This window comes from Salinivibrio sp. VYel1 (assembly GCF_009377945.1).
In the GTDB taxonomy this organism is placed as follows: Bacteria; Pseudomonadota; Gammaproteobacteria; order Enterobacterales; family Vibrionaceae; genus Salinivibrio; species Salinivibrio siamensis.
In genome coordinates this window covers 174,381-198,726 of the sequence record NZ_RSAM01000004.1, presented here as the reverse complement: position 1 = coordinate 198,726, position 24,346 = coordinate 174,381, and the positions used below count along the sequence as shown (strand labels likewise).

Annotated in this window: 21 protein-coding genes; 16 read left to right on the top strand and 5 right to left on the bottom strand. The window is 49.8% G+C overall.

Features of this window, described 5'->3' with window-relative positions:
- The first annotated feature begins 247 nt into the window (after positions 1–247).
- Positions 248–1,495, top strand: coding sequence for an FAD-binding oxidoreductase (locus tag EHW58_RS05885; RefSeq protein WP_077606264.1), 1,248 nt, complete (start codon positions 248–250; stop codon positions 1,493–1,495).
- Positions 1,496–1,582: 87 nt separating this feature from the next.
- On the opposite strand, the gene EHW58_RS05880 is transcribed toward EHW58_RS05885, so the two are convergent.
- Positions 1,583–2,512 (bottom strand): DMT family transporter, encoded by a 930-nt coding sequence (locus tag EHW58_RS05880; protein ID WP_152795305.1) that lies wholly within the window; start codon positions 2,510–2,512, stop codon positions 1,583–1,585.
- A gap of 90 nt (positions 2,513–2,602) precedes the next feature.
- On the opposite strand from EHW58_RS05880, the gene EHW58_RS05875 reads away from it, so the two are divergent.
- Positions 2,603–3,496: a LysR family transcriptional regulator gene (locus EHW58_RS05875; RefSeq protein ID WP_152795303.1), complete on the top strand. Its 894-nt coding sequence runs from the start codon at positions 2,603–2,605 to the stop codon at positions 3,494–3,496.
- A gap of 81 nt (positions 3,497–3,577) precedes the next feature.
- On the opposite strand, the gene EHW58_RS05870 is transcribed toward EHW58_RS05875, so the two are convergent.
- A complete protein-coding gene (locus EHW58_RS05870) occupies positions 3,578–6,670 on the bottom strand; it encodes an efflux RND transporter permease subunit (protein ID WP_152795301.1) in 3,093 nt (1,030 codons plus the stop codon).
- A gap of 10 nt (positions 6,671–6,680) precedes the next feature.
- Positions 6,681–7,715: an efflux RND transporter periplasmic adaptor subunit gene (locus EHW58_RS05865; protein ID WP_227486467.1), complete on the bottom strand. Its 1,035-nt coding sequence runs from the start codon at positions 7,713–7,715 to the stop codon at positions 6,681–6,683.
- 292 nt (positions 7,716–8,007) lie between these two features.
- On the opposite strand from EHW58_RS05865, the gene EHW58_RS05860 reads away from it, so the two are divergent.
- The 5 genes from EHW58_RS05860 to EHW58_RS05840 all read left to right on the top strand — a co-directional run bounded on the left by EHW58_RS05860 (position 8,008) and on the right by EHW58_RS05840 (position 14,134).
- On the top strand, positions 8,008–8,592 hold the full coding sequence (locus EHW58_RS05860; protein ID WP_152795297.1) for a nucleoside deaminase: 585 nt from the start codon (positions 8,008–8,010) through the stop codon (positions 8,590–8,592).
- A 12-nt stretch (positions 8,593–8,604) separates the two neighbouring features.
- Positions 8,605–9,045 (top strand): N-acetyltransferase, encoded by a 441-nt coding sequence (locus EHW58_RS05855; protein ID WP_152795295.1) that lies wholly within the window; start codon positions 8,605–8,607, stop codon positions 9,043–9,045.
- A 556-nt stretch (positions 9,046–9,601) separates the two neighbouring features.
- Complete coding sequence (locus tag EHW58_RS05850; protein WP_152795293.1) at positions 9,602–10,114, top strand: prolyl-tRNA synthetase associated domain-containing protein; 513 nt, start codon at positions 9,602–9,604, stop codon at positions 10,112–10,114.
- A 153-nt stretch (positions 10,115–10,267) separates the two neighbouring features.
- Positions 10,268–12,355 carry a TonB-dependent siderophore receptor gene (locus EHW58_RS05845; protein WP_152795290.1) on the top strand — a complete coding sequence of 696 codons (2,088 nt, stop codon included), beginning with the start codon at positions 10,268–10,270 and terminating at the stop codon, positions 12,353–12,355.
- A 144-nt stretch (positions 12,356–12,499) separates the two neighbouring features.
- Positions 12,500–14,134 (top strand): acyl-CoA synthetase, encoded by a 1,635-nt coding sequence (locus EHW58_RS05840; RefSeq protein ID WP_152795288.1) that lies wholly within the window; start codon positions 12,500–12,502, stop codon positions 14,132–14,134.
- 42 nt (positions 14,135–14,176) lie between these two features.
- On the opposite strand, the gene EHW58_RS05835 is transcribed toward EHW58_RS05840, so the two are convergent.
- Positions 14,177–14,650, bottom strand: coding sequence for a peroxiredoxin (locus tag EHW58_RS05835; RefSeq protein ID WP_152795286.1), 474 nt, complete (start codon positions 14,648–14,650; stop codon positions 14,177–14,179).
- A gap of 293 nt (positions 14,651–14,943) precedes the next feature.
- On the opposite strand from EHW58_RS05835, the gene EHW58_RS05830 reads away from it, so the two are divergent.
- From EHW58_RS05830 to EHW58_RS05815, 4 genes are all read left to right on the top strand, one after another.
- Positions 14,944–16,185, top strand: a complete 1,242-nt coding sequence (locus EHW58_RS05830; RefSeq protein ID WP_172969936.1) for an outer membrane protein transport protein — start codon at positions 14,944–14,946, stop codon at positions 16,183–16,185.
- 13 nt (positions 16,186–16,198) lie between these two features.
- Entirely contained in the window at positions 16,199–18,640 is a 2,442-nt protein-coding gene (locus EHW58_RS05825; RefSeq protein WP_152795369.1) for a VolA/Pla-1 family phospholipase, read from the top strand.
- Positions 18,641–18,822: 182 nt separating this feature from the next.
- Entirely contained in the window at positions 18,823–19,185 is a 363-nt protein-coding gene (locus EHW58_RS05820; RefSeq protein WP_152795285.1) for a DOPA 4,5-dioxygenase family protein, read from the top strand.
- A complete protein-coding gene (locus tag EHW58_RS05815; protein ID WP_152795283.1) occupies positions 19,182–19,508 on the top strand; it encodes a DUF4144 family protein in 327 nt (108 codons plus the stop codon). Before EHW58_RS05820 ends, EHW58_RS05815 begins: the two co-directional genes overlap by 4 nt.
- Here the strand turns inward: EHW58_RS05815 and EHW58_RS05810 are convergent.
- Positions 19,505–20,284: a TerC family protein gene (locus EHW58_RS05810; protein WP_152795281.1), complete on the bottom strand. Its 780-nt coding sequence runs from the start codon at positions 20,282–20,284 to the stop codon at positions 19,505–19,507. The two genes, EHW58_RS05815 and EHW58_RS05810, sit on opposite strands and share 4 nt — an antisense overlap.
- A 241-nt stretch (positions 20,285–20,525) precedes the next feature.
- Between EHW58_RS05810 and EHW58_RS05805 the strand changes: the two genes are divergently transcribed.
- The 5 genes from EHW58_RS05805 (at position 20,526) to EHW58_RS05785 (ending at position 24,330) form a co-directional block, all read left to right on the top strand.
- Positions 20,526–21,059 carry a lipocalin family protein gene (locus EHW58_RS05805; protein WP_370517135.1) on the top strand — a complete coding sequence of 178 codons (534 nt, stop codon included), beginning with the start codon at positions 20,526–20,528 and terminating at the stop codon, positions 21,057–21,059.
- Between the two features lie 12 nt (positions 21,060–21,071).
- A complete protein-coding gene (locus EHW58_RS05800; protein WP_077577859.1) occupies positions 21,072–21,365 on the top strand; it encodes a hypothetical protein in 294 nt (97 codons plus the stop codon).
- Positions 21,366–21,437: 72 nt separating this feature from the next.
- Positions 21,438–22,148, top strand: coding sequence for a DUF4336 domain-containing protein (locus tag EHW58_RS05795; protein WP_370517830.1), 711 nt, complete (start codon positions 21,438–21,440; stop codon positions 22,146–22,148).
- Positions 22,149–22,164: 16 nt separating this feature from the next.
- Complete coding sequence (locus tag EHW58_RS05790; RefSeq protein WP_152795277.1) at positions 22,165–22,596, top strand: VOC family protein; 432 nt, start codon at positions 22,165–22,167, stop codon at positions 22,594–22,596.
- A gap of 72 nt (positions 22,597–22,668) precedes the next feature.
- Positions 22,669–24,330 carry an acyl-CoA dehydrogenase family protein gene (locus tag EHW58_RS05785; protein ID WP_152795275.1) on the top strand — a complete coding sequence of 554 codons (1,662 nt, stop codon included), beginning with the start codon at positions 22,669–22,671 and terminating at the stop codon, positions 24,328–24,330.
- Positions 24,331–24,346 lie beyond the last annotated feature (16 nt).

The following is a 24,346-nucleotide window of genomic DNA, read 5'->3' as shown; positions in this document are numbered from 1 at the left end:
TCTGCTGGAAGTGTGCGCTAGCTAGCTGGGATCAGTAAGAACAATGAATTGTTTCATTGACAAAGACTTATTTGCTTGAGCTCGTCTGACAGGGGCGGGGGTGGTCGAAAAAGTGTGAGATTGATTGTTAAATACCTCTACCTGCATTGGTTAAAAGCTTGTAACTTATGAGCAAAAAGCACATAACGTCATAATGACAAGCAAAGTACAATAAAAACATAATTTCAAGTTATTCAGGGAGTGAAGTATGGCAAAGCGGGTAGTGGTATTAGGTGCAGGCATGGTAGGTGTCTCTGTGGCATGGCACCTTTTAAAGCGCGGGTATGAGGTCATCGTGGTCGATAGGGTAAGCCCCGGACAAGAAACCTCATTTGGTAATGCCGGGATTATTCAGCGAGAGGCGGTTAGACCCTACGCATTTCCTCGCGACCTTGCCACCTTATTGCGCGTATTGCCGAATCGCTCGGTCGATATTCGTTATCGTCCTACGAGCGTTATCCGAGCCGCCCATCCGTTATTACAATACTGGCATTATTCCAGTGAGAGTAAATACAAACAATTGGTGCCAGAGTACGCGGCGTTAATTATGCAGTCGTTAGACACTCATGAGGAAATGATTGCCTCCGCGAACGCAGCGTCCTTGATTCGTAAGGAAGGTTACCTCAAGCTTTTCCGCACGCAAAAAGCCTTAGATGATGAATGCACGCGTGCCGCCGCAGATCGTGCCAACTATGGCGTTGACTATGAGGTGCTAAACGCAGCACAGATCGCGGCGATGGAGCCAAATTTAACGACTTCGCTGGCGGGCGCGATCCACTGGAAACAACCTTGGACAGTCACTGACCCAGGCGCTTTGGTCAAGGCCTATGCTGACGATGTGATTGCTAAAGGCGGCGAGATTAAACGCGCGAACTTGCAGGCATTGAAACAAGCAGGCGAGCAGTGGGTTATCGAAACCGATGACGGTCAGTTACATGCTGACCAAGTCGTAATGGCAATGGGCCCTTGGTCCTCTTACTGGTTGCGTCAACAAGGTCTAGAAGTCCCTTTGTTTACCAAGCGTGGCTATCACATGCATTACCAATGCGATGAGAAAAAGCCACTTAATCACTGGATTATGGATGCGGAAGTGGGGTATTTGCTGGCACCTATGCGTGCAGGTATCCGCTTGACCACGGGCGCAGAGTTAACCGCCTTGGACGCCCCCACGGATCAAAGCCAGCTGCAAGCAGCAGAGCATGAAGCGAAGGCTTTATATCCTATTGGCGCGCGTATTGATGAAACGCCGTGGAAAGGTGGACGTCCGTGTATGCCGGACATGAAACCGGTGATAGGTGAGGCGCCGCAACGTAAAGGGTTATGGCTTGCCTTTGGTCACGGCCACCAAGGGTTTACGTTAGGGCCGGTCACCGGGAAATTATTAGGGCAAATGATGGATGGGGAGGCCACGGATGTGGATATGCAACCCTATCGTGTCACCCGATTCGGCGGGTAACCCTATGATGAGGCATGAGTTGCACGCGATGAAAACGCGTCACCGCGCGCGACCCATGATGCACTCAGAGGCATAATAGCGACACCGCTAAGCAGAGCGTGCAACGCGCCAGTGGCGTGGGTGAGGGAGGCGCGGCAGCAACAGTCCTGCGATTACAATGACAATGCCCACCACCTGAAGTTGGCTCACGGCTTGTCCCATCAAAAACGCGGTGAGTACCGCGAACACAGGCACAAAGTTAAAAAAGAGTGCTGCATTGGCAGAGCCGAGATGGCGCACGCCGTTGAGCCAGAGTAAGTAACCGGCGACGGTACCCAGCACACCGATATACAGGAGTTCGGAGACGGTCAGCGGACTTGCAGTCAAGACTTCGCCAAATGGATGAACCTTTGGGGTAAGTGCACACATGATGCCAATCACAGTCGCACCACTGAGCATGCCCAAAAACGTGTAGGGGATCACCGGCATCCAGCGGCCAATACCTTGGCTGAAGAAGGTGTACGCACTCCATGCAAACATGCCAGTGAAAATCATCTGATCGCCTTGGTTAAAGTTTAATTGGCTGAGCATCTGCCACTGCCCATTGGTGATCACCACGAGCACGCCCGATAAACTCACCACCAAGCTGAAAACTTGTCCCTTACGCGGCAATGCGCGAATCGCGATACAGGCGATAAGTGAAGTCACCAACGGGCTGAGCGCCATGATTAATGACCCATTGGTCGCTTGGGTATACTCGAGTCCGGTGAACAAACAGAGGTTAAGGCCGCCAATCCCCACAGCGCTGACGGTGGTTGCCCACAGCCATTGTTTAGCGCTGAGTGTAGGGATGCGGGTACGGGTGAGCTTGAGATAAAAGCCTAGACAAATCGCGGCGACGGCAAAGCGCCAAAAGACCAAGGTGAGCGCATTCACTACATTTAGCGCATCTTTACCTATTGGAAACGTGCTACCCCAAAAAAAGGCACATAAAATGAGAAGGGCAACGGCTTTCCACAGTGAAGCAGTAGTTGTCATAGCAAGACCTGACTTGTTGAGTGATGGGCGCTAGTGTATAAGTTTCAAAATATGAATAAACCGGCAATATCAGAACGGTAGATTCCAAATATGAAACCTAGCTATTCGTTAGACGATTTGCGCTGTTTTTGTACTGTGGCGCAGTTGGGGAGTTTTAAAGCCGCGGCGCAGCAGCTTGCCATGCCGCAATCCACCCTAAGTCGTCGTATTCGCCAGCTTGAACAAGATCTTGCTCTGCGTTTACTCAATCGTGATGCACATCGTATCTCGCTGACTCAAATTGGTCATCGCTACTTTGATCGTGCCGCAGGATTGTTCGATGAGTTGCAGGCACTCAATGATGATCTCGTCAGTGAGAAACATCACCCCCAAGGCAAAATTCGTATTAGCGCACCGATCAATGCCGGTAAGCAGTTTTTACGCCGCGTCTTTTTCGACTTTATGCGTGAGTACCCCGAGATTCAACTGGATCTTAACTTTTCCAATAGCTTGATAGATATTGAAGCGGAAGGCATGGATGTGGTGTTTCGGGTCGGGAATCCGGTAGTAGAAAACTGGATTGCACGGCCGCTCACCGATATTCACTTCATTCTGTGTGCCAGTCCTGACAGTGATTATCACGACGTGCGCTCACCCAATGATCTGAGTGGTCAGCCGGTGGTGATTTGTCATCCGATGACGGTTTGGGAGCTCACACACCATCAAACGGGGGAAGCGTTTGATTATCAAGCCACCACGGGCATACGTGCCGAAGTGGATGAAATTCAAATGTTAACCCATGCCGTGCAAGCCGGATTTGGCATCGGCTATATTCCTGATTATTCCGCGCTACCTTTGATAGAACAGGGCGAATTACAGCGCGTGTTGCCGCAATGGTGCAGTCGAGCGCGTACGCTATTTTTGCTCTATCGAGACCGAGAACAGGTGCCTTTGCGCGTTCGATTGCTGGTGGAATTCGTCCTCGCGCGTTTTACATCCTCTTAGCGCGTAATCAGGCATAAAAGGACTGATTTCCGATATAAAAGGGGCCACGTTTCAGTGGCCCCAATGGGTACGATTTACCATTTAATCACCATGATGCGTGTGCGCTGGCGACAACTCGGTGGATGCCGGCGTGATGGTTTTGGCCAAGAACAGATACATGGCAGGCACCACGAACAGGGTGAACAAGGTGCCCAATGTCATCCCACTGGCAATCACCAGCCCCATAGCAAAACGGGCGCCAGCGCCGGCGCCTGAGGCAATCAAGAGCGGGATCATGGCAAGCACCGTCGCTGCCGTGGTCATCAAGATAGGGCGTAAACGGATGGCGGTCGCTTCTTCAATCGCCTCACGTTTGGTCCGTCCTTCTTGCTGGAGCTGATTGGCGAACTCGACGATCAATATCCCGTGTTTAGCAATGAGACCAACGAGAGTGAGCAAGCCAACTTGAGTGTAAATGTTCAAGGTAGTAAACCCTAGGCTGATAAATATCAGCGCGCCACAGACACTCATTGGCACGGTGACCAAAATAATGATCGCGTTTTTAAACGACTCAAACTGCGCCGCTAAGATCAAGAAAATCACAATCAAAGCAAAGAAGAAGGTCACGACCAGTTGCTGGCCCTCGCTCATAAACTGACGTGACTGTCCGGCATAATCAACACTAAAGCCTGCTGGCAATTCTGTCGCCGCAATCTCTTCGAGCACACCCAGGGCTTCCCCTAAAGGCACGCCAGGGCGAGGTACACCGGAAATTTTCACCGCATTCAGCTGCTGAAAACCGCGTAATGCTTGAGGCTGCACACTTTCTTCTAAGGTCACTAACGTTGACAGTTGAACCAATTCGCCGTCTTGGTTGCGGGTATAAAACTGGCGCAATTGTTCCGGTGTGAGGCGTTCATTTCGCGCCACTTGGGGGATCACTCGATAAGAGCGGTTTTCCAGTGAAAAGCGTCCCGCATCCGCCCCGGATAACAATGAGCCCATATCCGCGGCGAGCTGTTGCATATCGACGCCCATCAAAGCCGCCTTTTCACGGTCGATCTTGACCGTTTGTTTGGGGCGGTCAATGCTCAAATCGGTATCGACAAAGATAAACCGCCCCGTTTGCATTGCTTTGCCCACGATATTGTTCGCCACTTCATTAATCGCTTCAAAGGGTTGTGTTGAGCCGATAATAAATTCAACCGGTGTGCCGCCGCCCGGAGACGGCAGTGAAGGGGGCACCAAGGCAAAGCTACTTAAGCTCGGTTGGCTGTCCATAAAGGGCTGAATTTCGTTTTCCAAGATCGCTTGAGTGCTGCGCTCTCGCTCATCCCATGGCGCAAGTACAATACCCGCGATTGCGTTATTGGTGCCGCCAGAGCCATTGATAATAAAGACGTTGTCGATTTCTGGTACATCGTCAATCAGACGGTTTAATTCATCGGTACTGGCAGACAACGCATCCAGCGTGGTTTGACTGTCGGCTTCGAGTATGGAGAACACAAACCCTTGGTCTTCGGCGGGCTCAAGCTCAGAAGGACTGGTGATAAACAAGAAATAGCAAGACACTAAAACAATCGCGCCAAACGTGAGGATCACCGCATTGGTATTCAACAAGCTATGGAGTGTGCGTTGGTAGCGATGATGCAATCGGTCAAACTGCTTATCCAGCCAATGCTCAAGGGAGCGTTCTTGGGTCGCTTTGTCCGCTTGATAGGGCTTGAGCACATAGGCACACATCATGGGCGAGAGCGTAAGCGCCACCACGCCGGATAAGATCACCGACGCGGCGAGGGTAAAGGCAAATTCAACAAACAACACCCCGGTTAAGCCACCGACAAAGCCGATGGGCAGGAACACCGCGACCAAGGTAGTCGACATGGTGATAATCGGCCACGCCAGCTCGCGCGCGCCTTCCAGGGCGGCTTGTGTTCGGCTTTTACCTTCTTCGATATGGCGGTGCACGTTTTCAAGCATGATAATCGCATCATCAACCACCACACCAATCGCCAGTACCATGGCAAGTAGTGTCAGTAGGTTGATGGAAAATCCTAACAGCCACATTAAAAAGAAGGTGCCGATGAGCGATACGGGGATCGCGACCGCAGGAATGACCACCGAACGTAACGACCCTAAAAAGCCATAAATCACAAAGACCACTATGGCTAAGGCGAGAATAATCGATATCACTACTTCATCAATGGCGTTATCAATATACTCGGTTGAATCATAGGCGATATACGCTGACAACCCTTGAGGTAATTGGGTGGTAATGTCGGCATCCCACACCTGATTCACCGCCTCAATTACATCCAGCGCATTGGCATCTGGCGAGACTTCGATGCCGATAAAGGTGGCATCGAGCCCGTTAAAGTTCACCGACGTTTGGTAACTTTCCGCGCCGAGCTCAACGGTCGCCACATCACTCAAACGCACAACAGATTGGCCATCACTGCTGATCACCAAATCTTCAAATTGTTTCACGTCATGAATGTCAGTGGCGGCGTTCAAATCAATCGCCACGTCTTGGCCTTTGGTGCGCCCTAGCGTCGCAAGCACATTATTGCTGCGCAGGGCGGTAATCACATCCGTACCGGTGAGATCGTACGCGGCCATTTTGACCGAGTCGAGCCAGATTCGCATGGCAAAACTACTGGCACCCAACACATCAGCACGCTGCACGCCGGGAATCGTCGACAGTTGTGGTTCGACCACCCGGACCAAGTAATCGGTAATTTGATTATCAGTAAGGACCTCAGAATAAAACGCAAGGTACATCGCTGCGACCGTTTCCCCCACCTGCAGGGTGACGACGGGCTCGCGGGCATCATCAGGGAGCTCCGAGCGCACCTTATTCACCTGAGCGGCAATTTGCGTGAGTGCTTCATTCGGGTCGTAATCAAGGCGTAAATAGGCCTCGATGGTGCTCACACCGGCAGTTGAAGTCGAGACTAAGTAATCAATCCCTTCTGAGGCAGCGATTTCACGCTCCAGCGGCGTGGTGATAAAGCCTTGAATCAGGTCGGCATCTGCACCGATATAAGTGGTAGAGACACTGACCACTGCATTTTTGATCTCGGGGAATTGCCGCACATTCATGTCGGTGATGGCGCGTAAGCCGAGCAAGATAATGAATAGGCTCACTACGGAGGCCAAGACGGGTTTCTTGATAAAGACGTCGGTAAATCGCATCGAATCGCTCCTATTGATTCACAACGTTGGGATCAAGATCTTCGCTCGGCTGAACACGCTCATTGTCACTGACCTTGATGTTGCTACCGTTACGGAGCTTTAGGAGGCCGGAGGTAACGATACGGTCACCGGGTTGAAGGCCGTCTTTAATCACAATCATGTCACCGCGGCGCGCGCCCGTTTGCACAAAGCGCTGTTGTACCGTCAATGCATCGTCTTGCTCTTGGATCACGAATACCGCGTTGCCATACGGATTAAATTGAATCGCGCTTTGTGGTGCCAGCAAGACATTTTGCGTTTCTTCACCTTGATCAAGGCTCACGCGTGCGAACATACCTGACCGTAAAACGGCATCTGGGTTATCAAAGGTGGCTTGAATGTCGACACTGCGACTCGATGGCGTCACAACCGGTGAAATTGCAGTCACTGTGCCGGCAAAGACCTCGTCAGGCTGTGCGCTAATCGTGGCAGAAACGGTTTGACCATTTTTCAGCGTGCTGAGTTGCTGCTCGGGTAGGGTAAAGTTTAGGTGAATCGGGGTCACCGACGTGAGTGTCGCAACCGCTGTCCCCGGGGACATTAATTGGCCAAGACTGACGTCTCTGATCCCAATGATGCCGTCGAAAGGCGCGGTTAATGACTTTTGCTCAATGCGCGCTTTTTGGCTGTCGACAGCGGCAATCGCTTGTTTGGCTTCACTTTCTTTACGTTTTAGCTCTGACTCGGAGATGTTTTTATCTCTAAATAGCCGCTGATAACGCCGCAGTTCAAGTTGTGCCAGTTCTGCCACGGACTCGAGTCGACGTAATTCTGCCTCATCAACGCTGGCATCTAGCGTGAGGAGCAATTGTCCCTTTTTCACCGATGTCGCGTTATCGAACATAATATCGTTGACAATGCCGCTTGCCTCGGTGGTTAGCTGGGTTTCATTAATGGCCGCAAAACTGCCAATAGTGGTCTGTTGTTCACGCCAAGGGTGGGTTGAGACTGTGGTGGCCGTCACGGTGACCGTAGGGGCAGGCATGTTGTCAAAGAATTGGTTCATAAAATGATTGCCTACTGCTTTGTAGGCAAAAATTCCCCCAAAAACGAGCCCACATGCGACTAACATAATAATCAAACGTTTTATCATAAAAATCCCTGAACAGAGTTGCTATCACCACCCTTGGCTAACAAGTACAGACGAAGGCGCAAAAGGTCGATTAAACCAATAACAAATATCGAACTGACCAATACAAACCTTATCACTGTTTGGTTCATTAATTGCGAGTAAATTGATGATCTTGTGGTATGACGCAGCTTAACGTTATCTGTCAGATGGAATAAGGAGAGAGCGGATGCTATTAAATGCAAACAGTACGGTGAACGAAGCGGCGCTGCGTGCCATGGCGCATATGCCAACGCGCAGTTTGCCGGTGCTGGTGGATAACAGCTTCAGCCAAAAACTAACGGATGCGGACTTGATGCGCATTGCGGTGCTGCTAGCCCAAAAAAGCGCTGAGGAAGGAGGATGCCCCATCGGCGCGGTGATTATTGACAATGAAACACGTCATATAGTGGGTAAAGGACACAACACCTTGGTGCAAGAAAATCATCCCTACAACCACGGTGAAACGGCCGCGATACGTGATGCCGGGCGAATCGACTTCAGCCAAACAACTTTGTTTACCAGTTTAAGCCCATGCGATGTGTGCGCGGCATTGATCGGCATGCGCGGTTTCTCTCGAGTGGTGGTAGGGGATATCACCAGTGCGAGCGGTAACGAGACGGCGCTGCAAGAGAAAGGGGTGACGGTTGATGTGCTGGAAGATCCGCAGGGCATTGCGCTGTATCAGCAATTTCGATCCGAGCACCCCGAACAAGAGTTAGAAGATTGGCAAGGTGTAAGTGCCGTTAAAGCACGTTTAGCCAAGCGTGGATAAGAGGAGAACGACATGGATGTTGCGATTGGTCCGACAACGGATGCGAATTACAGCCAAAAGCTGATCCAAGAGAATATGGCCCCTTACTATGAAGCGAGGAAAATCGCTTGGAATCCACAGATGTTTATGGAAAGTTGGCGAGTTTTTGATAATTATGAAATTCGCCATGAGCGAAAGCGTTGTGGCGTCATTCGCTTGAAGGCAGACGGTGAAACACTTTTTATCCGTGATTTACAGATTGAGCCGAGTGAGCAGCGGCAAGGGATCGGCCGCGAGGCAATCAATTGGGCGGTCGCCTATGCGCAAACGTCTGGCTATGCGCACTTAGCGTTGCGTGTTTTTGCAGAAAATCCAGCCGTTTCATTGTATCAAGCGCTGGGATTCGTCGAGACAGGGCGCAGCCGAGATGCGGTTCTAACGCTTTCGTTGCCGTTAACCGCAACGTCTGAATAACGAGCAAAGCGCCTGCGCATGTCGATAGAGATGACATGCTAGTCTTACGAAAGCATTTCATGCTCAAGTCAGCCGATATGCGCCACAAGCGAATGACTTAGTGGCGCAGATTGACGCGTATTTGGACAGTGCGGCTCAACGTGGTGAGTTACAAGCGCTCCGTGCACAGTACTTTCAGCCAGTTACCTCGCAGCCCCAGCATCAACCTAAGTCGGAGTAATGCGTTATCGCGTGCTACGCACAGAGGGTAGAGGGCGCTTGGACCAGCGTGTAGGCAGCTTGGTCGTCGCTAAGTGAGCGTGTAGCGTTTTAGCATGTCGATGATAGGTCACTTGACGACCCGAGTGAAAACTCACCTTGAGTACCATGTTTCTCTCCTTGTGATTAACGTTGCGATAAAGTTATATTTTTATTCTAAATAAGTGTATTTAATTATTCTTAAGTCACATAAGAAAGCCTAATAATGAATATGGGCTTGCTGGGCGTACGATAAAATTAACAGTCTGTGCCTGTAAGGGACGGATGGAGACGAACTAGCAAACTAATAAGGAAGATTATGACAGGGACGCCACCACTTTCAGGTCAACAGTCTGCGCTGCTTCAAAGCCTCAAAGCGCACGGTATTTCAGTAAAAATATACCGCCATCAGCCTATCTATACATGTGAACAAGCAGACGCGCTCGGTTTGCATACTGATGCAAACCCGACCAAGAACTTACTGTTGAAAGACAGAAAGGGTAAACAGTTTTTCTTGGTGGTGTTACCGGGCAAAGCTACCGTCAACTTAGCCGGATTGAGTGAAGCCTTGGGCACGTCTCGCCTATCGTTTGCGTCGTCGCAGCAACTCGACACCTATTTGCAGGCACAATCAGGTGCCGTATCGGTATTTGATGTAATGAACGATCCTGAGCATCGCGTCAGTTTGGTGATCGCGAATGCGATATGGCAGGTTCAAGCGGTGGAATGCCAGCCTTTTTGTCATGATCAAACTTGGGTCATAGCCACGCAAGATCTCGCCCGCTGGTTACGCGCTATAGGCCGAGATTATCAAACAGTGGATCATCAATAAGCTGATGAAAATTAGCGTCCTTGTAACATAATCCATACAAGTCTGGCCAAGAAATGTGCAATCAGTTGCGTACAGGTGAAAACAAATAGAAATGAGACTGGTTATCGTTTATTTTCCGGTGCGTTCAAATAATCGTTAGCTACAGGAAGTCTCATGTTGAAAAAACACCCCCTTGCCGTTTTTGTGGCTGTCGCGCTGTCACCCCTAGCCAGTGCAGCTGCAACTAACTCGACAGAACCGGTTGATGAAGTCTATGTGGTTGAAGGCCATCAGGCTCGTTTCAACGCCAATAGCAATGAAACAGCGATGCGCATGGATGTTAGCCAACTAGAAACAGCGGGCCAAGTGGCTGTGATGGATCAAACGCTGATTCAAGAGCAAAACGCCACGACACTAGGAGATGTGTTGGTAAATGACGCCAGCATTGGTGTAGGTGGTACGGACCGCAATCGTGAGATTTTCATGCTACGCGGCTTTGAACTTGATACCGGAACAGGCTACCTGCGTAATGGCCAGCAGCAATGGTCTTATTATCGTCATCCTGTTGAGCTGATGGAACGCGTTGAGGTATTAAAAGGACCCGCAGGTTTGCTCTATGGCAAGTCCGCACCGGGTGGTTTGGTGAATATGGTCACTAAACGTCCAACAGCAGCGTTCCAAGCGTCAATCAGCCAGAAAGTCGGTACTAACGATTATCAACATACGGTCGCCGATGCATCGGGTTCTCTCAACGAGAGCGGCACCTTACGTGGTCGGGTGGTGCTATCGAAGCAAAGCGAGGGCTCATCACGTCGCTATTTAGATGGCAGTGAACCTGAGCTCGACCGTCAAATTGCAGGCTTGATGCTAGATTATGACATCACTCCCGATACCCAGCTTTCTCTTCATTATGATCGTGTGATTGATGACAGTAGCAGCGATAACGGCGCCAACATTATCAATGGTAAACCGCAACTGGGTAGCCAATTTATCTGGGAAGCGCCTTGGTCGTTCATGGACATTGATGTCGAGAACTACGGAGTCGATATTGTCAGCCAATTAACGCCGGATTGGAAAGTCAAAGCAGGTTACAATCGCCAAGACTACAAACGTCATTACCACGAAGGATTTGGACAGCGTGAAACCTATGACGCCAATACCCAATCGTTCAAATACTTTGCCATGGACCGTCACGACAATTGGGTACTGGATACGGCTTATATTGATGTCACCGGTGCATTTCAGTTCGGGAATATCGATCACCAAGTGCTGATTGGTTCCAATGCGCTGCGTAATGACTATGTCGGTCAGCGTGTGATGGAGAAAAACCAAACCGCCGTGATTGGTGGTGCGTATCCGGAGCCGGACATCCATTATGGCACAGCAACTCCGCGTGATCCTGATCCTACTGATTCAATTGGCTTTTATGCGCAAGACTTAATGACATTGAATCCACAATGGCAGCTGCTTGCAGGACTTCGCTATGACCGCGAGGATAACGAGACGGACACGTATTATAACGTGCTGCCTAAAGCCGCGGTGATGTATCATCCGTCACCGGAACAAACGCTTTACGTGACCTATTCCGAGAGCTTTGAACCGAAAAACCCGGTGGATAGTGATACCGATATCAATGACGGCATGGCGCTAAAACCGGTAAAAGGTAAGCTGTACGAATTCGGCTATAAACAAGCGTTATTGAACGACCAAGCGTTATTCAGTGCCGCCTTGTTCCAAATTGAACAAGAAAACAAAGTGGTCAAAGAGGCGATCACCGGACAAGGCAGTCTCACTTCACGCACTACGCAATTAGGTAAACAAACGCATAAAGGGGTTGAAGTCAGCCTTGCCGGTCAAGTGACTGATCGTTGGTCTGTGCATAGCTCAGCGACGTATTTAGATGCACGTATCGAAGACCCATTCAACCCGGCGAACGATGGCAAACAGCCTGCTGAGACACCAGAGTGGGGCGCCAGCATTTGGTCACGTTATGATGTCGATAACCAAACCTATGTGAACGTGGGTGCGCGTTATGTCGGTGATCGTTATGGCGATATGAAAAACACTTATCATAAGCCAGGTTACACCACAGTGAATGCAGGTGTGGGCCATACTATCAAAGCCGGTGAACAAACGGACTTGAAACTGAGTGTGAATGTTGAAAACCTCTTCAACGAAAGCTATCTCGCCGGTGGTGTACAAAATAAAACCACGTTGGGCGAAGAGCGCAAAGTTGTGCTTGGCGCGTCATTGCACTTTTAACCCGACGGAACATTAATCACAAGGCTCAGCATTGCTGGGCCTTTTTGCGTTCTCGCCACCATATCGACTTAAGTTGTATAGCGTAAGCTTGATGACATGCTAGGTTGATCTAGTTATCTAGACAAGGTCAGCAAGGAGCGCGTTATGTCAGCCAGCAACATCTATGAGCTTGGCTTGGACAAAAGTTCAGCCAATCATCAAATACTCAGCCCACTTTCTTTCCTCGAGCGAGCCGCTAGCGTCTATCCAGATTATCCGGCTAGCGTTCATGGTCATCTATGTTGGAGTTGGCAGCAAGTGGATCAGCGATGTCGCCAATTTGCCTCGGCATTAAGCCAGGCCGGCATTGGATTGGGTGATACGGTATCGGTGATGGCCCCCAATCTGCCCGAAGTCTTTGAGTTGCATTTTAGCGTGCCGATGACAGGTGCCGTTCTCAATACCATTAATACCCGGCTAGAAGCGGAAACCGTCGCATTTATTCTCGAACACGCGGAAAGCAAAGTCTTTATCGTCGACAAGGAGATGACAGCAGTCGCAAAGCGGGCATTAAAAATGATCAAACACCGTCCACTGGTGATTGCGATTGATGATCCGCTCTATCCACATGGCGAATGTATCAGTGAAATTACGTACGAGACTTTTTTAGCACAAGGAGATTGTGATTATCAGTACGCATTGCCAGACGATGAATGGCAAGCTATTTCACTCAATTACACCTCAGGCACGACCGGCAATCCAAAAGGGGTGGTCTATCATCATCGTGGCGCCCATCTGAATGCGGTGAGCAATGTGTTGTCTTGGAATATGGATGCGCACCCTGTGTATCTTTGGACGCTACCGATGTTCCATTGCAATGGTTGGTGTTTTCCATGGACGGTGGCTGCAACGGCGGGGGTGAGTATCAGCCTACGGCATGTGCGGGCAGAGCCTATCTTTGATGCGATAAAAACCCATAAAGTGACCCATTTCTGTGGTGCGCCGATTGTGCTGAACATGATGAATAACGCAGATCCGGCGCTAAAAGCTGAGATTCACCATACGGTTAAAGCAATGACCGCAGGGGCGGCACCACCGGCTTCTGTCATTGAAGGGATGGAAGCGATGGGGATTGAAGTGACCCACGTTTACGGTCTCACTGAAACCTACGGCCCTTGTGTGGTGTGTGAATGGCAACACCACTGGGATCAACTCTCGCAACAAGATAAAGCACGGATGAAAGCGCGCCAAGGTGTACGGGCCCCAATGCAAGGTGGACTGATGGTTGCCGATCCGGTGACGTTTAAACCGGTGGCAAAAGATGGTGGCACGCTGGGTGAGATTTTTGTTCGCGGTAACATTGTCATGAAAGGCTACCTAAAGAACCCGAGCGCGACGGAAGATGCCATGAGTAACGGCTGGTTTCGCACTGGCGACTTAGCGGTATGGCATGCCGATAATTACATCGAAATCAAGGACAGACTCAAAGACATTATCATTAGTGGTGGGGAGAACATTTCCAGTATCGAAGTGGAAGACGTCCTGTACCGACACCCTGATATTGAAGAAGTGGCGGTGATTGCGATGCCCGATGAAAAGTGGGGTGAGGTCCCCTGTGCGTTTGTCAAAACGACCGAAGCATCAGCCGTGACCGAAGCCGAAATTATTGCTTTTTGTCGAGAACAAATGGCGCACTTCAAGGCACCGAAAAAGGTGATCTTTACCGCGCTCCCGAAAACATCGACGGGCAAAGTGCAAAAGTATGTACTTCGTCGTAAAGTCAATGAGAAGTCAGTGTAAATAACGAAGCGGTGGCGAGAAAACGCCACCGCCAGCTAACCGCTACAGCAGGGCGAGAACCGCCTCGGCACTGGAGACGTCAAAGCTTTTTGGTGCTTCAACGTTCAAATGCGTGACGATGCCATTATCAATCACCATCGCATAACGCTGCGAGCGAATGCCCCCAAACTTACCTGAGTCCATTTCCAAGCCCAGCGCTTGGGTAAAGCTGCCATCACCGTCAGCCAGCATATGAATCTGATTGGCGTTTTGTGCTTCGCCCCACGCCTGCATCACAAAGGCATCGTTGACGGAGACGCAAGCAATCATATCGACGCCTTTTGCTTTAATCTCATCCGCTTTCACCACAAAGCCCGGTAAGTGTGACTCTGAACAGGTCGGGGTAAAGGCACCCGGCACCGCGAACAGCACAACCTTCTTGTTGGAGAAAAGGGCAGGGATATCGTGGGTTTGCATTCCTTCAGCAGTGAGTTCGCTGAGTGTGGATATGGGTAAGGGTTGTCCTTGCTCAATCATGGTGGCTCCTTGTTAAGTCATAGCAAAAAAGCACAATCTACCACGACAGTGTACGCTTAACGCTTTGATAAAAATACCGACAATAACTACGGTTTTTTCGCAATTTTGCCTGCAAAGCCGCCACTTTTTGGCTGAACTGGTCTTACCAATTAAGTTCTCCTTTATCTCACACTTCGGCCCTCTATAATCCGCCCTCTTTAACACCTTGTTGTAATCGACTGATTTGACAAGGTGTTTACCAATAATTAACATCTGTAACTCAATATTAAAACAAGACCTCGGAGGTCTGACTAGTGAACAAGAAGCAGTATTCTCTCATTGCGCTCAGCGTATTTGCAGCAACCCAAGCCTACGGTGCTGGGTTTCAAGTATCCGAGCAATCAGCGTCAGGGCTAGGACGCGCTTTTGCAGGTGACGCCGCGGTTGCTGACAATGCCGCGGTATTGGCACGTAACCCTGCGGCCATGATGCGATTTGACCGCGCCCAATTATCTGGTGCATTGACCCTGATTGATCCCGATGTCGATGTAAAAGATCGCACCAACAATGAATATGCCAAAGATGTGGCGCCAATGAAGGTCGTGCCAGCGGGCTTTTATGTCAGTCCTCAAGAGGGAAAATGGACGTGGGGGATTGGTCTCTTCACCACCTATGGTATTGCGACCGATTATCCTGATGATATTCAAGCAGGCGACTTGGCCGGCGACACCGATTTGCTCTCAACTAACTTAAACCCGGCGATTGCATATCAAGTTACCCCTGAATTAAGCCTCGGTGCGGGCGTCAACCTCACCTATGCTAAAGCAACACTGACTCGCCATAAGGGACCTTTGGACCCGACCAGTCCATCCGAAAAATTGCTGGGTCTAAAAGGTGAAACCTTTGGGTACGGTTGGAATCTTGGAGCGTTGTATGAAATCAATGAAAATCACCGTTTTGGTGTTGGTTATCGCTCCAAGGTGGATCTCGATTTTGATGACGGCACATTTGAAGATGGGACCTTTGATGGCAACAACGGTATGTTTGCTAACGCAGCGTCGGTTAAAGGACGCCTCGAGCTATCTTTGCCCTCTTACTGGGAAGTTTCGGGCTTTCACCAACTGACCGATGCGTTTGCCGTCCACTATAGCTATCAACACACCAATTGGAGCAGCTTTACTGAGCTGCGCGCCACATCTGATGAATGTACTGACAATAACGTGTGTTTTGTTAAAGACGAGTCGTACAAAGATAACGATCGTTGGTCAATCGGCTCGACGTATCAGTTTAATCAACACTGGACGGGCCGCCTTGGCTTTGCCTATGACGAACAAGCCGGTGAAGCCACGCTGAGTATCCCAGACGCTGACCGTTATTGGTATGCCACAGGTTTGACCTACCAATACGATAACGATCTCAGCATTGATGCCGGCTTTGCCATCGTGCGTAGCCGTGATGGCTCATTCACAGAACAAAATGCGCTGAAACAAAACCTCGAGTTTGATTCTAACGGAACCGCTTACATCAGCTCTGTGCAGCTTAATTACCAGTTCTAACCGGGATATCATGATGCTTAAAACACAGTTAAAATTGTCAGTCTTGGCAACTGCGATCATCTTGGCTGGGTGTGGCGATGAAAATGCCAGTGATACCAACACACCTCAATTTGAAAGTTATATTCAAACCGCCATTGATCGACCCACTTCGGTCGACTTCACCTTGGTGGATGCTAAACCGACTATGCCTGTTCCTACCTTTTTGCTGATGGACAGTGAAGATGGGACGCTAAAAATACCCACGGAAGGTGACAACGCGCTTACCAACCCAAAGGCTGCCATGAATACCATGGATGGTTGGTCAACCTCGATGCCTTTGGTATTTAATTTCCGTGGCGCGGGCCTTAATTCAGGGCTTGTAAGTAATGGGGTTTATCTCATTGAACTGACCGAATCAATGACGGGAACACCTAACGTTAAAGCCGTGCTCCAACAAGGTACCGACTTTCAAGTACTGAGCGATGCGGCCAGCGATACACTGACGGTGTTACCTATTGCGGATCTCAATGCCAGCAGTGAGTACATTATTGCTCTAACCGATGATATTCAGGATGTAAACGGCGATCCGATTGGCATGCCATCGAGCTATGCGGGATTAAAATCCCAGACTGTCACTTATGAGGACTCGCTACTTGAAGCACCAGAAGCGGTGATTCAGGGAGTTGAAAAACTGGTAGCTGCCGCACAAGGTGTTGAACCGACCAAAATCGTCTACTCCACCTGGTTTTCAACCCAATCGGTGGGTGACAGCTTAAACTACACCAAGCTAGCGACGGCAAATGGCTTAACTGCAGGGAACCTTGCTGCTGTGTGGAAAGCGGGCGCCAACCCCAATAATGCTGATTTATCGGATGCCTACACCATCGATATTACCGGCACTCAGGATTACGATACGGCATTGGACGCCGATGCCCAGTTTACCAAGTACTTCGATCCCAATGATGCCGATAATATTAAGGCGAAGCTTAAGGCAGCGTTTAACGGCGTCAATGTTAATGTGAGCAAAGGTACCATCAAGCTACCTTACTATCTGGAAACGGATAGCAATTGGAACAGTCAGCCGTTTGAGTCAGCTACCCCTAGCTTGGTCAAGGTACTGAATGCGCTGCAAGACCCTGAACAGCAGGCGACCATCACCGCTCAGTTGACAGGCGCGGGTGTCAACGTCGCTGTGTTAACGGGTAACGATAAATCACAGATCGTCAACGAGCTGTTCAAGCTGGCAGGTGTGACGCTAACCAAAGCTGACGGTAGTCAATTAGACCCTGAGCGGATTATTACCCGTTATAGCCCTGTGCCGCAGATAAAATCGGTGCAAGAGGTACCTTTCTTGCTGTTTACGCCAGCAACGGTTGATAGCGATACCCAACTCACGGTTTATCAGCACGGGATTACCTCGGCAAAAGAAAATGCCTACTTCTTTGCGCCTAACTTTGCCAATGCAAATCAAGCCATTATGGCGATTGATTTGCCGCTTCATGGTCAGCGTAGCTTGGATGCGAAGCGTTCTGCTAACGTGGATGTGACAGCGTACCTGAACCTTAGTAACTTGGCCGTGGCGCGTGACAATGTGCGCCAAAGTGAGTTGGATGTAATGGGTTTGCGGGCAGGTTTGACTCGCACCCAATTGGCGGGGGGATTCGCGGGGACGCCATTAGCGACGATATCGTCTTTTGCTACTTCGGCACCACGCCTACTAGGTCATTCGCTGGGCGGTATTGTTGGTACCACTGCGTTTGCGGCGGCAAACCGTGACAATGCGGCGACAGGTGTTGGCCCATACTATGATTTCTCTGCGCTAAGCGTGGCGAATTCTGGGGGACAAATTGCCAACTTGCTCCTCGGGTCGGACTCGTTTGGTCCTTTGATTAAGCACAGTGTTGCGTTTAAAGGCAGTACCGCTTATCAGACCTTTGCCGGTGACAATTGCACGCTCGATAATAGCGCAGAAAACAATGTGATCTGCTACCAGACATTCGAGGCAACCGGCTCAGCAAGTGCAAGTGCCGAGGTTCAGGGTGTGATTCAGCAATTTAGCTATGCGGCCCAAACCTTACTCGATACTGTCGACCCATATACAAATGCTGCCTACATTGATGGTAATACGACATCAATTTATATGCAGCAAGTTGATAGTGATGACACGGTACCGAACGACGTCGCCTACACGGTTCCGGGCATTGTTGATAATTTCGCTGGTTCTGAGCCATTAGCGAGAAAGTTCCTTGGTAAAGGACCTAGCGAAGCAGTGGATACGGGTTCGCCTGTGCAGGCAGGGAGCAGTTCTTTTGTCACCTTTAAAGGGGAAAACGCGAGCCATAGCACCTTCATCTTCCCGCAATCGGAGGCAGTTGCTGAGCAAGCCGTGCACGCTGAAATGATCCGTCAAGCGGTTGAGTTTGGTGCTTCGGGTACCATCAATGCCGGGGGCATTAATGACTCAGTGGTAAACTAAGTGACCGTAACGGAATAACAGTATCTTTCAAAAGCGGCCTCGGCCGCTTTTTCTTATTATCCTTTTGTTAGGCAGCGTTGATTAGCGCCATGATTGAATAGCCACACCTTTGGTCACTATTTCTTTGCCTTGGTTTCACGTAAACTATTCTCAATTCCATCTTGTTGAATCGAATGATGCTTATGTCTTCTTTACACGCTTTTCCCAATGTTCATCAGGCTTACCACGCCCATGTTTACTATGAGGCCGATACCGAAGCGCAGGCGGATATTATCTATCAAGCAGCCGCTGCATCGTCACTGCCGATCGATCTTGGCCGCTTTCATCGCAAATGTGTCGGCCCACATCCAAAGAGGAGTTTTCAGATCGCCTTTGACAAAGCCGCGTTCGATGAGGTGATGGCGTGGCTTGAGGCGCACCGGGGTAATTTAACCGTGTTTTTGCATGGCGTGACGGGTGATGACTACATTGATCATACTGATCACGTCGGTTGGATGGGTTCGTCTGTTGAACTCAATTTGGCCATGTTTAAGCCCAAGCAATGAATGCGTTTCTTGAATATCCAGCGCTCCTGATTTGGCACGGCGATGACGAACTATCGTACGCGCCAGACTCGGCGTCGCTTGAAGCACTGAGTGAAAACGTGATCACAGAAGACGATCGGCTGGTGGATAGCCAAGGCGTTTGCTGGCTAAGCCAAGATGGCGGTCAGCACTGGCAGTCGAGTGGGCAAATCATGCCACTTGATCAGCTTGTGGGGCGTGTCCAAGCGCACTATGCGCAGCTGGGTCAATGCTGTGTGGGAAAAATCCAGTTTAAAGATAGGGCCGCCGCCATCAAAAGTGTGGCGACGGCCCCTGAGAATTAACGGCTGTCAGCAATCCGACGTGACACTTTCAACGAAAAGTGCGGACGAATACGCTTGATGTTCAAGCGCTGCTTGTTGCGCAATCGAATGTGGCAGAGCTCAAGTATCAAACCAAATGCCATCGCAACGTACACGTAGCCTTTGTTGATATGAATGCCAGCACCTTCGGCCATCAGCAGCAAGCCCAATAGCACCAAGAACAGCAAGGCCAAGGTTTTAAACCCAGGATAACGGCTGACCAGATTATTCACGGGTTCGGCCGCGATCATCATAATGATGGCGGCGGTTACAATGGCGGCGACCATCACAGGTACATCTTGGGTGAGACCGACCGCAGTGATCACTGAGTCCATCGAGAACACCGCATCTACTGCAACGATTTGCAGCAAAATTACTGCCATGCCGGTGCGAACTTGTGTCGAGTGGCTCACGGGTTCGCCATGGCCCAACCATGCCCACAGCTCTTTGGTACTTTTTAGCAGCAAAAAGCCACCACCAAACAGCATGATAAGGTCTTTACCGGTAACCGGTTCCGTACCAATCGTAAACAGTGGCGCGGTCAACGACATGACCCAAGCGATGGAGAACAACAAGCCAATCCGGCTGATCACGGCAAGACCAATACCCAAGGTACGCGCGAAGCGGCGTTTCTCTTTGGGGAGACGCTCACACAATACAGAAATAAAGACTAAGTTATCAACACCCAATACCACTTCAAGGGTCAGAAGGGTAAAAAAGACCACCCAAGTTTGGGGTTCCATAAAGAGTGTTAACATACGATTACCTCCTCGTTAAAGGAAGCGGGGGAGGGCATAACACGACATCGGTCGCTGTCCATGGATTGTGATTACCTCTGTGACTAAAGATCGCTTATATAAGCACCGGTTTGGCGCATTGGCAAGCAGAAAAACAGCGAGTTGACCAAAAATTGACAAAGCATGTAAACGATCAAACTTGTTGTTGAGTAAGACTCATCATGTTGGATTTAAAGAGGGAATAACAATGAAAAGACGCTGGATGATTGGGTTATTGTCCTTAATGTTAACTGGGTGTCTAGGCATGCCAAAACAGGTTACACCCGTAACAAACTTTGAGCTTAACCGCTATTTAGGCACTTGGTATGAAGTGGCGCGACTGGATCACTCTTTTGAGCGGGGTTTATCGGATGTCACCGCAACATACAGCTTACGTGAAGACGGCGGCGTCAAAGTGATTAATCGTGGCTACAGCCTTGAAGAGGGTCAATGGCAAGAAGCCGAAGGCAAGGCATACTTCGTTGAAAGTGATAAAACAGGGTACCTGAAGGTTTCATTCTTTGGGCCTTTCTATGGATCGTATGTGGTGTTTGAGTTGGATGACAACTACCAATATGCCTTTATTTCGGGGCCTGACCACGATTACCTATGGCTGTTATCGCGCACGCCAACCGTCTCGGAGTCCGTGAAGGAGCAGTTTATTGCAGCGGCGAAACAGCGAGGCTTTGCCACCGAAGAGCTGATTTTTGTCGAGCACAGCCGCACGGACCCCAAACACAAGAAAACCCAGCAGTAGAAGAGAAGCATCATGCGAAAAACAGACAAGAAGTATGACAAAGCTATTCGAGAAGCACTGACTGACGTCTGTGAGTTAACAATGGAAAAGGTCGAGGGGTTTGAATGGCTCACGCATGAGGTGAATTATCAACGCTTTCCACAAAGCTTAACCGTGCGGCTGATGTTTAAAGACAGGCAAACGCTAGCTAGCTTTGAGCAAAGTGATGACTACCAGCGCGCACTGGATGATATGCAATCTCGCCTTGCAGCTGCAGGGGTCACACTGAAAAACATTACGCGCCATGTCCAGTTAGGCACTCTGTAAGGCTGTGATTATTCGCACACTTACCGGTTGGCTGACACGCTACAGTGTAAAGTCGGTCATTAGGAGAGTGCTGTGTATCAACTCGATACGTCAATTTGGATAGCTGATGGCGAGGCTGTTCCCTTTTTCACGCTGCCCTACACCACACGTATGGTGGTGGTGAGGCTTGCCGATCAGTCCCTATGGATTCACAGCCCGATAAAGCTCACTGGCGCACTGCGCAGTGAACTGGCGTCGTTAGGGGCCGTTCGCTATTTAATCGCCCCTAACCAGTTGCACCACCTCTACTTAGCCGAATGGGTTGAGGCCTTTCCCGAGGCGCAACTTATTGGCACCCAACAAGTGGCGAAAAAGCGAAAAGATTTACGATTTGATTATCAGTTTGAAGATCTGCTTGAGCCCGCTTGGCAAGATGACATTGCCCAGTGTTTGATTACAGGGTCTCCAGTGATGACAGAATGCGTGTTTTTTCATCGGCAAAGCCAAACGCTGATTGTGACTGATCTTATCGAAAATTTTCGTCCAGAGGCACTTCCACCTTTTAAACGCAAAATTGCCGAGTGGTCAGGTGTGACAGCCCCCAATGGTAAGACACCACTTGATTGGCGATTAAGCTTTTGGTTTCACAAAGACGAATTAGCAACACACATTCGCACCTTGATTCATTGGGCACCACAGCGTCTTGTCATGGCACATGGCGAAATCATTGATGAGGCGGTGCCCCATTTATTGCGCGCTTTTTCATGGTTAGGTAAAGACAAACTGACCGCCCCAACGGATTAAACCAAGGAGCAACGGTATGGAAGCACGAATTAGTATCATCACATTGGGGGTTGCAGATCTCTCTCACTCTTATGATTTCTATCGCCAGTTGGGATTTCCCACGCATAGTCATCCCGAAGAGGGGATTGTGTTTTTTAGTACGGCAGGCACACGCTTGGCGCTGTACCCCATTGATGCCTTGGCTGATGACATTAAACCTGGCACAGCTGTGGCGGAGACGGGTTTTGGTGGCATTACGTTGGCGCATAATACGCGGTCCAAAGAGGAAGTGGATGATGTGTTGGCGTTGGCAGAGCGATGTGGCGGTCGTATTGTTAAACCTGCACAAGACGTTTTTTGGGGAGGTTACAGCGGCTACTTTGCCGATCCGGATAACTACCTTTGGGAAGTGGCTTATGGCGATTGTTGGCAGTTTGATGATAACGGCAGCCTTGTCTTGGACTACTGACAGTCATAAAGGTGAACGCGTCGTCTACTTACATGATGACTTTCGATAAAGACATGGAGAGCGCAACAAGCTATGGAAAGCAAGAACCGTCAAACGGATACACATGTTGTTTTTAATCAACCAAAGCCGTTGGAAAATTATAATGCCTTCACTGCGGACCGTATTTTACAGTATTGGGTTACACAATTTGGCGGGCAATGGGGAAAAGACCGTTTAACGTCCTTTGGTGAACGTATTGGCGGCGACCTGTTAGAGGCGGGTATGGATACGAATCAGTTTCTGCCCACTTTCCGGCCTGTTGACCGCTTTGGCTATCGAATTGATCAGGTTGATTATCATCCTGCGTATCATCAACTCATGGCACATGCTATCGAGCATGGCCATTGCGCCATGCCTTGGTGTGAAAAAAACTCGGGGTGTCATGTGGTTCGTGCTGCCATGGCATTTCTTCACACCCATGCCGATCCGGGCTCTGGCTGTCCGCTCACCATGACATTTGCCAGCGTACCCGCATTACAAGCTCAAGCAGATATCGCAGAAAAATGGCTGCCTAAAATCGTGAGTGGTCGCTACGATGGACGTAACATTCCTTGGTTTGAGAAAGCGGGTGTCACTATCGGAATGGCAATGACCGAAAAGCAAGGAGGATCGGATGTGCGGGCTAATACAACCTATGCAACGCCTTGTGAAGCGCCCGGAGGAGGTAAACGTTATTCACTGGTGGGGCATAAATGGTTTTGTTCCGCCCCCATGAGTGATGCCTTTCTTGTTCTCGCACAAACTGACCACGGTTTGTCCTGCTTCCTGGTTCCACGTTGGCGAGAAGACGGGAGTAAAAACCCGATTCACATTCAGCGTCTGAAAGACAAGCTAGGAAACCAATCAAATGCCAGTTCGGAAATTGAGTTTCGTGATGCGCAGGGGTGGCTGTTAGGTGAGCCAGGAAAGGGGATTAAAACCATTATTCAAATGGTGGCATTAACGCGCTATGACTGCATGATAGGCTCTAGTGCTCTTATGGCACAAGCCACCAAAGAGGCCATTTGGCATACAGCAGGGCGTGAGGTATTCGGTAAACCTTTGCACCATCAGCCATTAATGCAAAATGTTTTGGCTGATCTGGCCTTAGAGTCAGAAGCCGCGCTCGCGATCTCCATGCGATTGGCTCGGGCGCTTGAACAACTGGATAACCCACATGAAGCCGCCTTGGTTAGGATTGGCACGGCTATTGGTAAATATTGGATTTGTAAGCGCGCAGTACAACATACCTATGAAGCGATGGAGTGCTTGGGTGGGGTGGGTTATGTAAACGAAAATGTCGCCAGTCGGCTTTATCGTGAGGCACCTGTTAACGCCATTTGGGAAGGATCGGGCAATGTGCAATGTTTGGATTTACTCCGAGTGCTGACTCGAGAGCCGGATACTGTATCGGTCTTCATTGCAGAATTACGCTGTGCGACAGGGGCGAATGACGCTTTTGATAGAGCGGTAGATCTGCTGGAACGACACCTAGGTAATGCTGAGATGCTAGCTTATCGTGCTCGCCAAGTGATAGAGAAAATGGCGATACTGTGGCAAGCTGCGACACTGTTGCGTTATGGAGCACAAGACATTGCCGAGTCCTTCGTGCAAGCTCGTGTCGAAACGTCAGAATATCATCAATATGGTACGCTCCCTTCGCACATTGATATGACCGCGATCATCTCGCGCGCGATGCCGCAGTCCAGCGGATAAGCAAAAGACCACTTAA

What these genes read in the sequence shown, in the direction of transcription:
- EHW58_RS05885 (WP_077606264.1), top strand. Translation starts at nt 248, where the DNA reads ATGGCAAAGCGGGTAGTGGTATTAGGTGCAGGCATGGTAGGTGTCTCT.
- EHW58_RS05880 (WP_152795305.1), bottom strand. Translation starts at nt 2,512, where the DNA reads ATGACAACTACTGCTTCACTGTGGAAAGCCGTTGCCCTTCTCATTTTA.
- EHW58_RS05875 (WP_152795303.1), top strand. Translation starts at nt 2,603, where the DNA reads ATGAAACCTAGCTATTCGTTAGACGATTTGCGCTGTTTTTGTACTGTG.
- EHW58_RS05870 (WP_152795301.1), bottom strand. Translation starts at nt 6,670, where the DNA reads ATGCGATTTACCGACGTCTTTATCAAGAAACCCGTCTTGGCCTCCGTA.
- EHW58_RS05865 (WP_227486467.1), bottom strand. Translation starts at nt 7,715, where the DNA reads ATGAACCAATTCTTTGACAACATGCCTGCCCCTACGGTCACCGTGACG.
- EHW58_RS05860 (WP_152795297.1), top strand. Translation starts at nt 8,008, where the DNA reads ATGCTATTAAATGCAAACAGTACGGTGAACGAAGCGGCGCTGCGTGCC.
- EHW58_RS05855 (WP_152795295.1), top strand. Translation starts at nt 8,605, where the DNA reads ATGGATGTTGCGATTGGTCCGACAACGGATGCGAATTACAGCCAAAAG.
- EHW58_RS05850 (WP_152795293.1), top strand. Translation starts at nt 9,602, where the DNA reads ATGACAGGGACGCCACCACTTTCAGGTCAACAGTCTGCGCTGCTTCAA.
- EHW58_RS05845 (WP_152795290.1), top strand. Translation starts at nt 10,268, where the DNA reads ATGTTGAAAAAACACCCCCTTGCCGTTTTTGTGGCTGTCGCGCTGTCA.
- EHW58_RS05840 (WP_152795288.1), top strand. Translation starts at nt 12,500, where the DNA reads ATGTCAGCCAGCAACATCTATGAGCTTGGCTTGGACAAAAGTTCAGCC.
- EHW58_RS05835 (WP_152795286.1), bottom strand. Translation starts at nt 14,650, where the DNA reads ATGATTGAGCAAGGACAACCCTTACCCATATCCACACTCAGCGAACTC.
- EHW58_RS05825 (WP_152795369.1), top strand. Translation starts at nt 16,199, where the DNA reads ATGCTTAAAACACAGTTAAAATTGTCAGTCTTGGCAACTGCGATCATC.
- EHW58_RS05820 (WP_152795285.1), top strand. Translation starts at nt 18,823, where the DNA reads ATGTCTTCTTTACACGCTTTTCCCAATGTTCATCAGGCTTACCACGCC.
- EHW58_RS05815 (WP_152795283.1), top strand. Translation starts at nt 19,182, where the DNA reads ATGAATGCGTTTCTTGAATATCCAGCGCTCCTGATTTGGCACGGCGAT.
- EHW58_RS05810 (WP_152795281.1), bottom strand. Translation starts at nt 20,284, where the DNA reads ATGTTAACACTCTTTATGGAACCCCAAACTTGGGTGGTCTTTTTTACC.
- EHW58_RS05805 (WP_370517135.1), top strand. Translation starts at nt 20,526, where the DNA reads ATGATTGGGTTATTGTCCTTAATGTTAACTGGGTGTCTAGGCATGCCA.
- EHW58_RS05800 (WP_077577859.1), top strand. Translation starts at nt 21,072, where the DNA reads ATGCGAAAAACAGACAAGAAGTATGACAAAGCTATTCGAGAAGCACTG.
- EHW58_RS05790 (WP_152795277.1), top strand. Translation starts at nt 22,165, where the DNA reads ATGGAAGCACGAATTAGTATCATCACATTGGGGGTTGCAGATCTCTCT.
- EHW58_RS05785 (WP_152795275.1), top strand. Translation starts at nt 22,669, where the DNA reads ATGGAAAGCAAGAACCGTCAAACGGATACACATGTTGTTTTTAATCAA.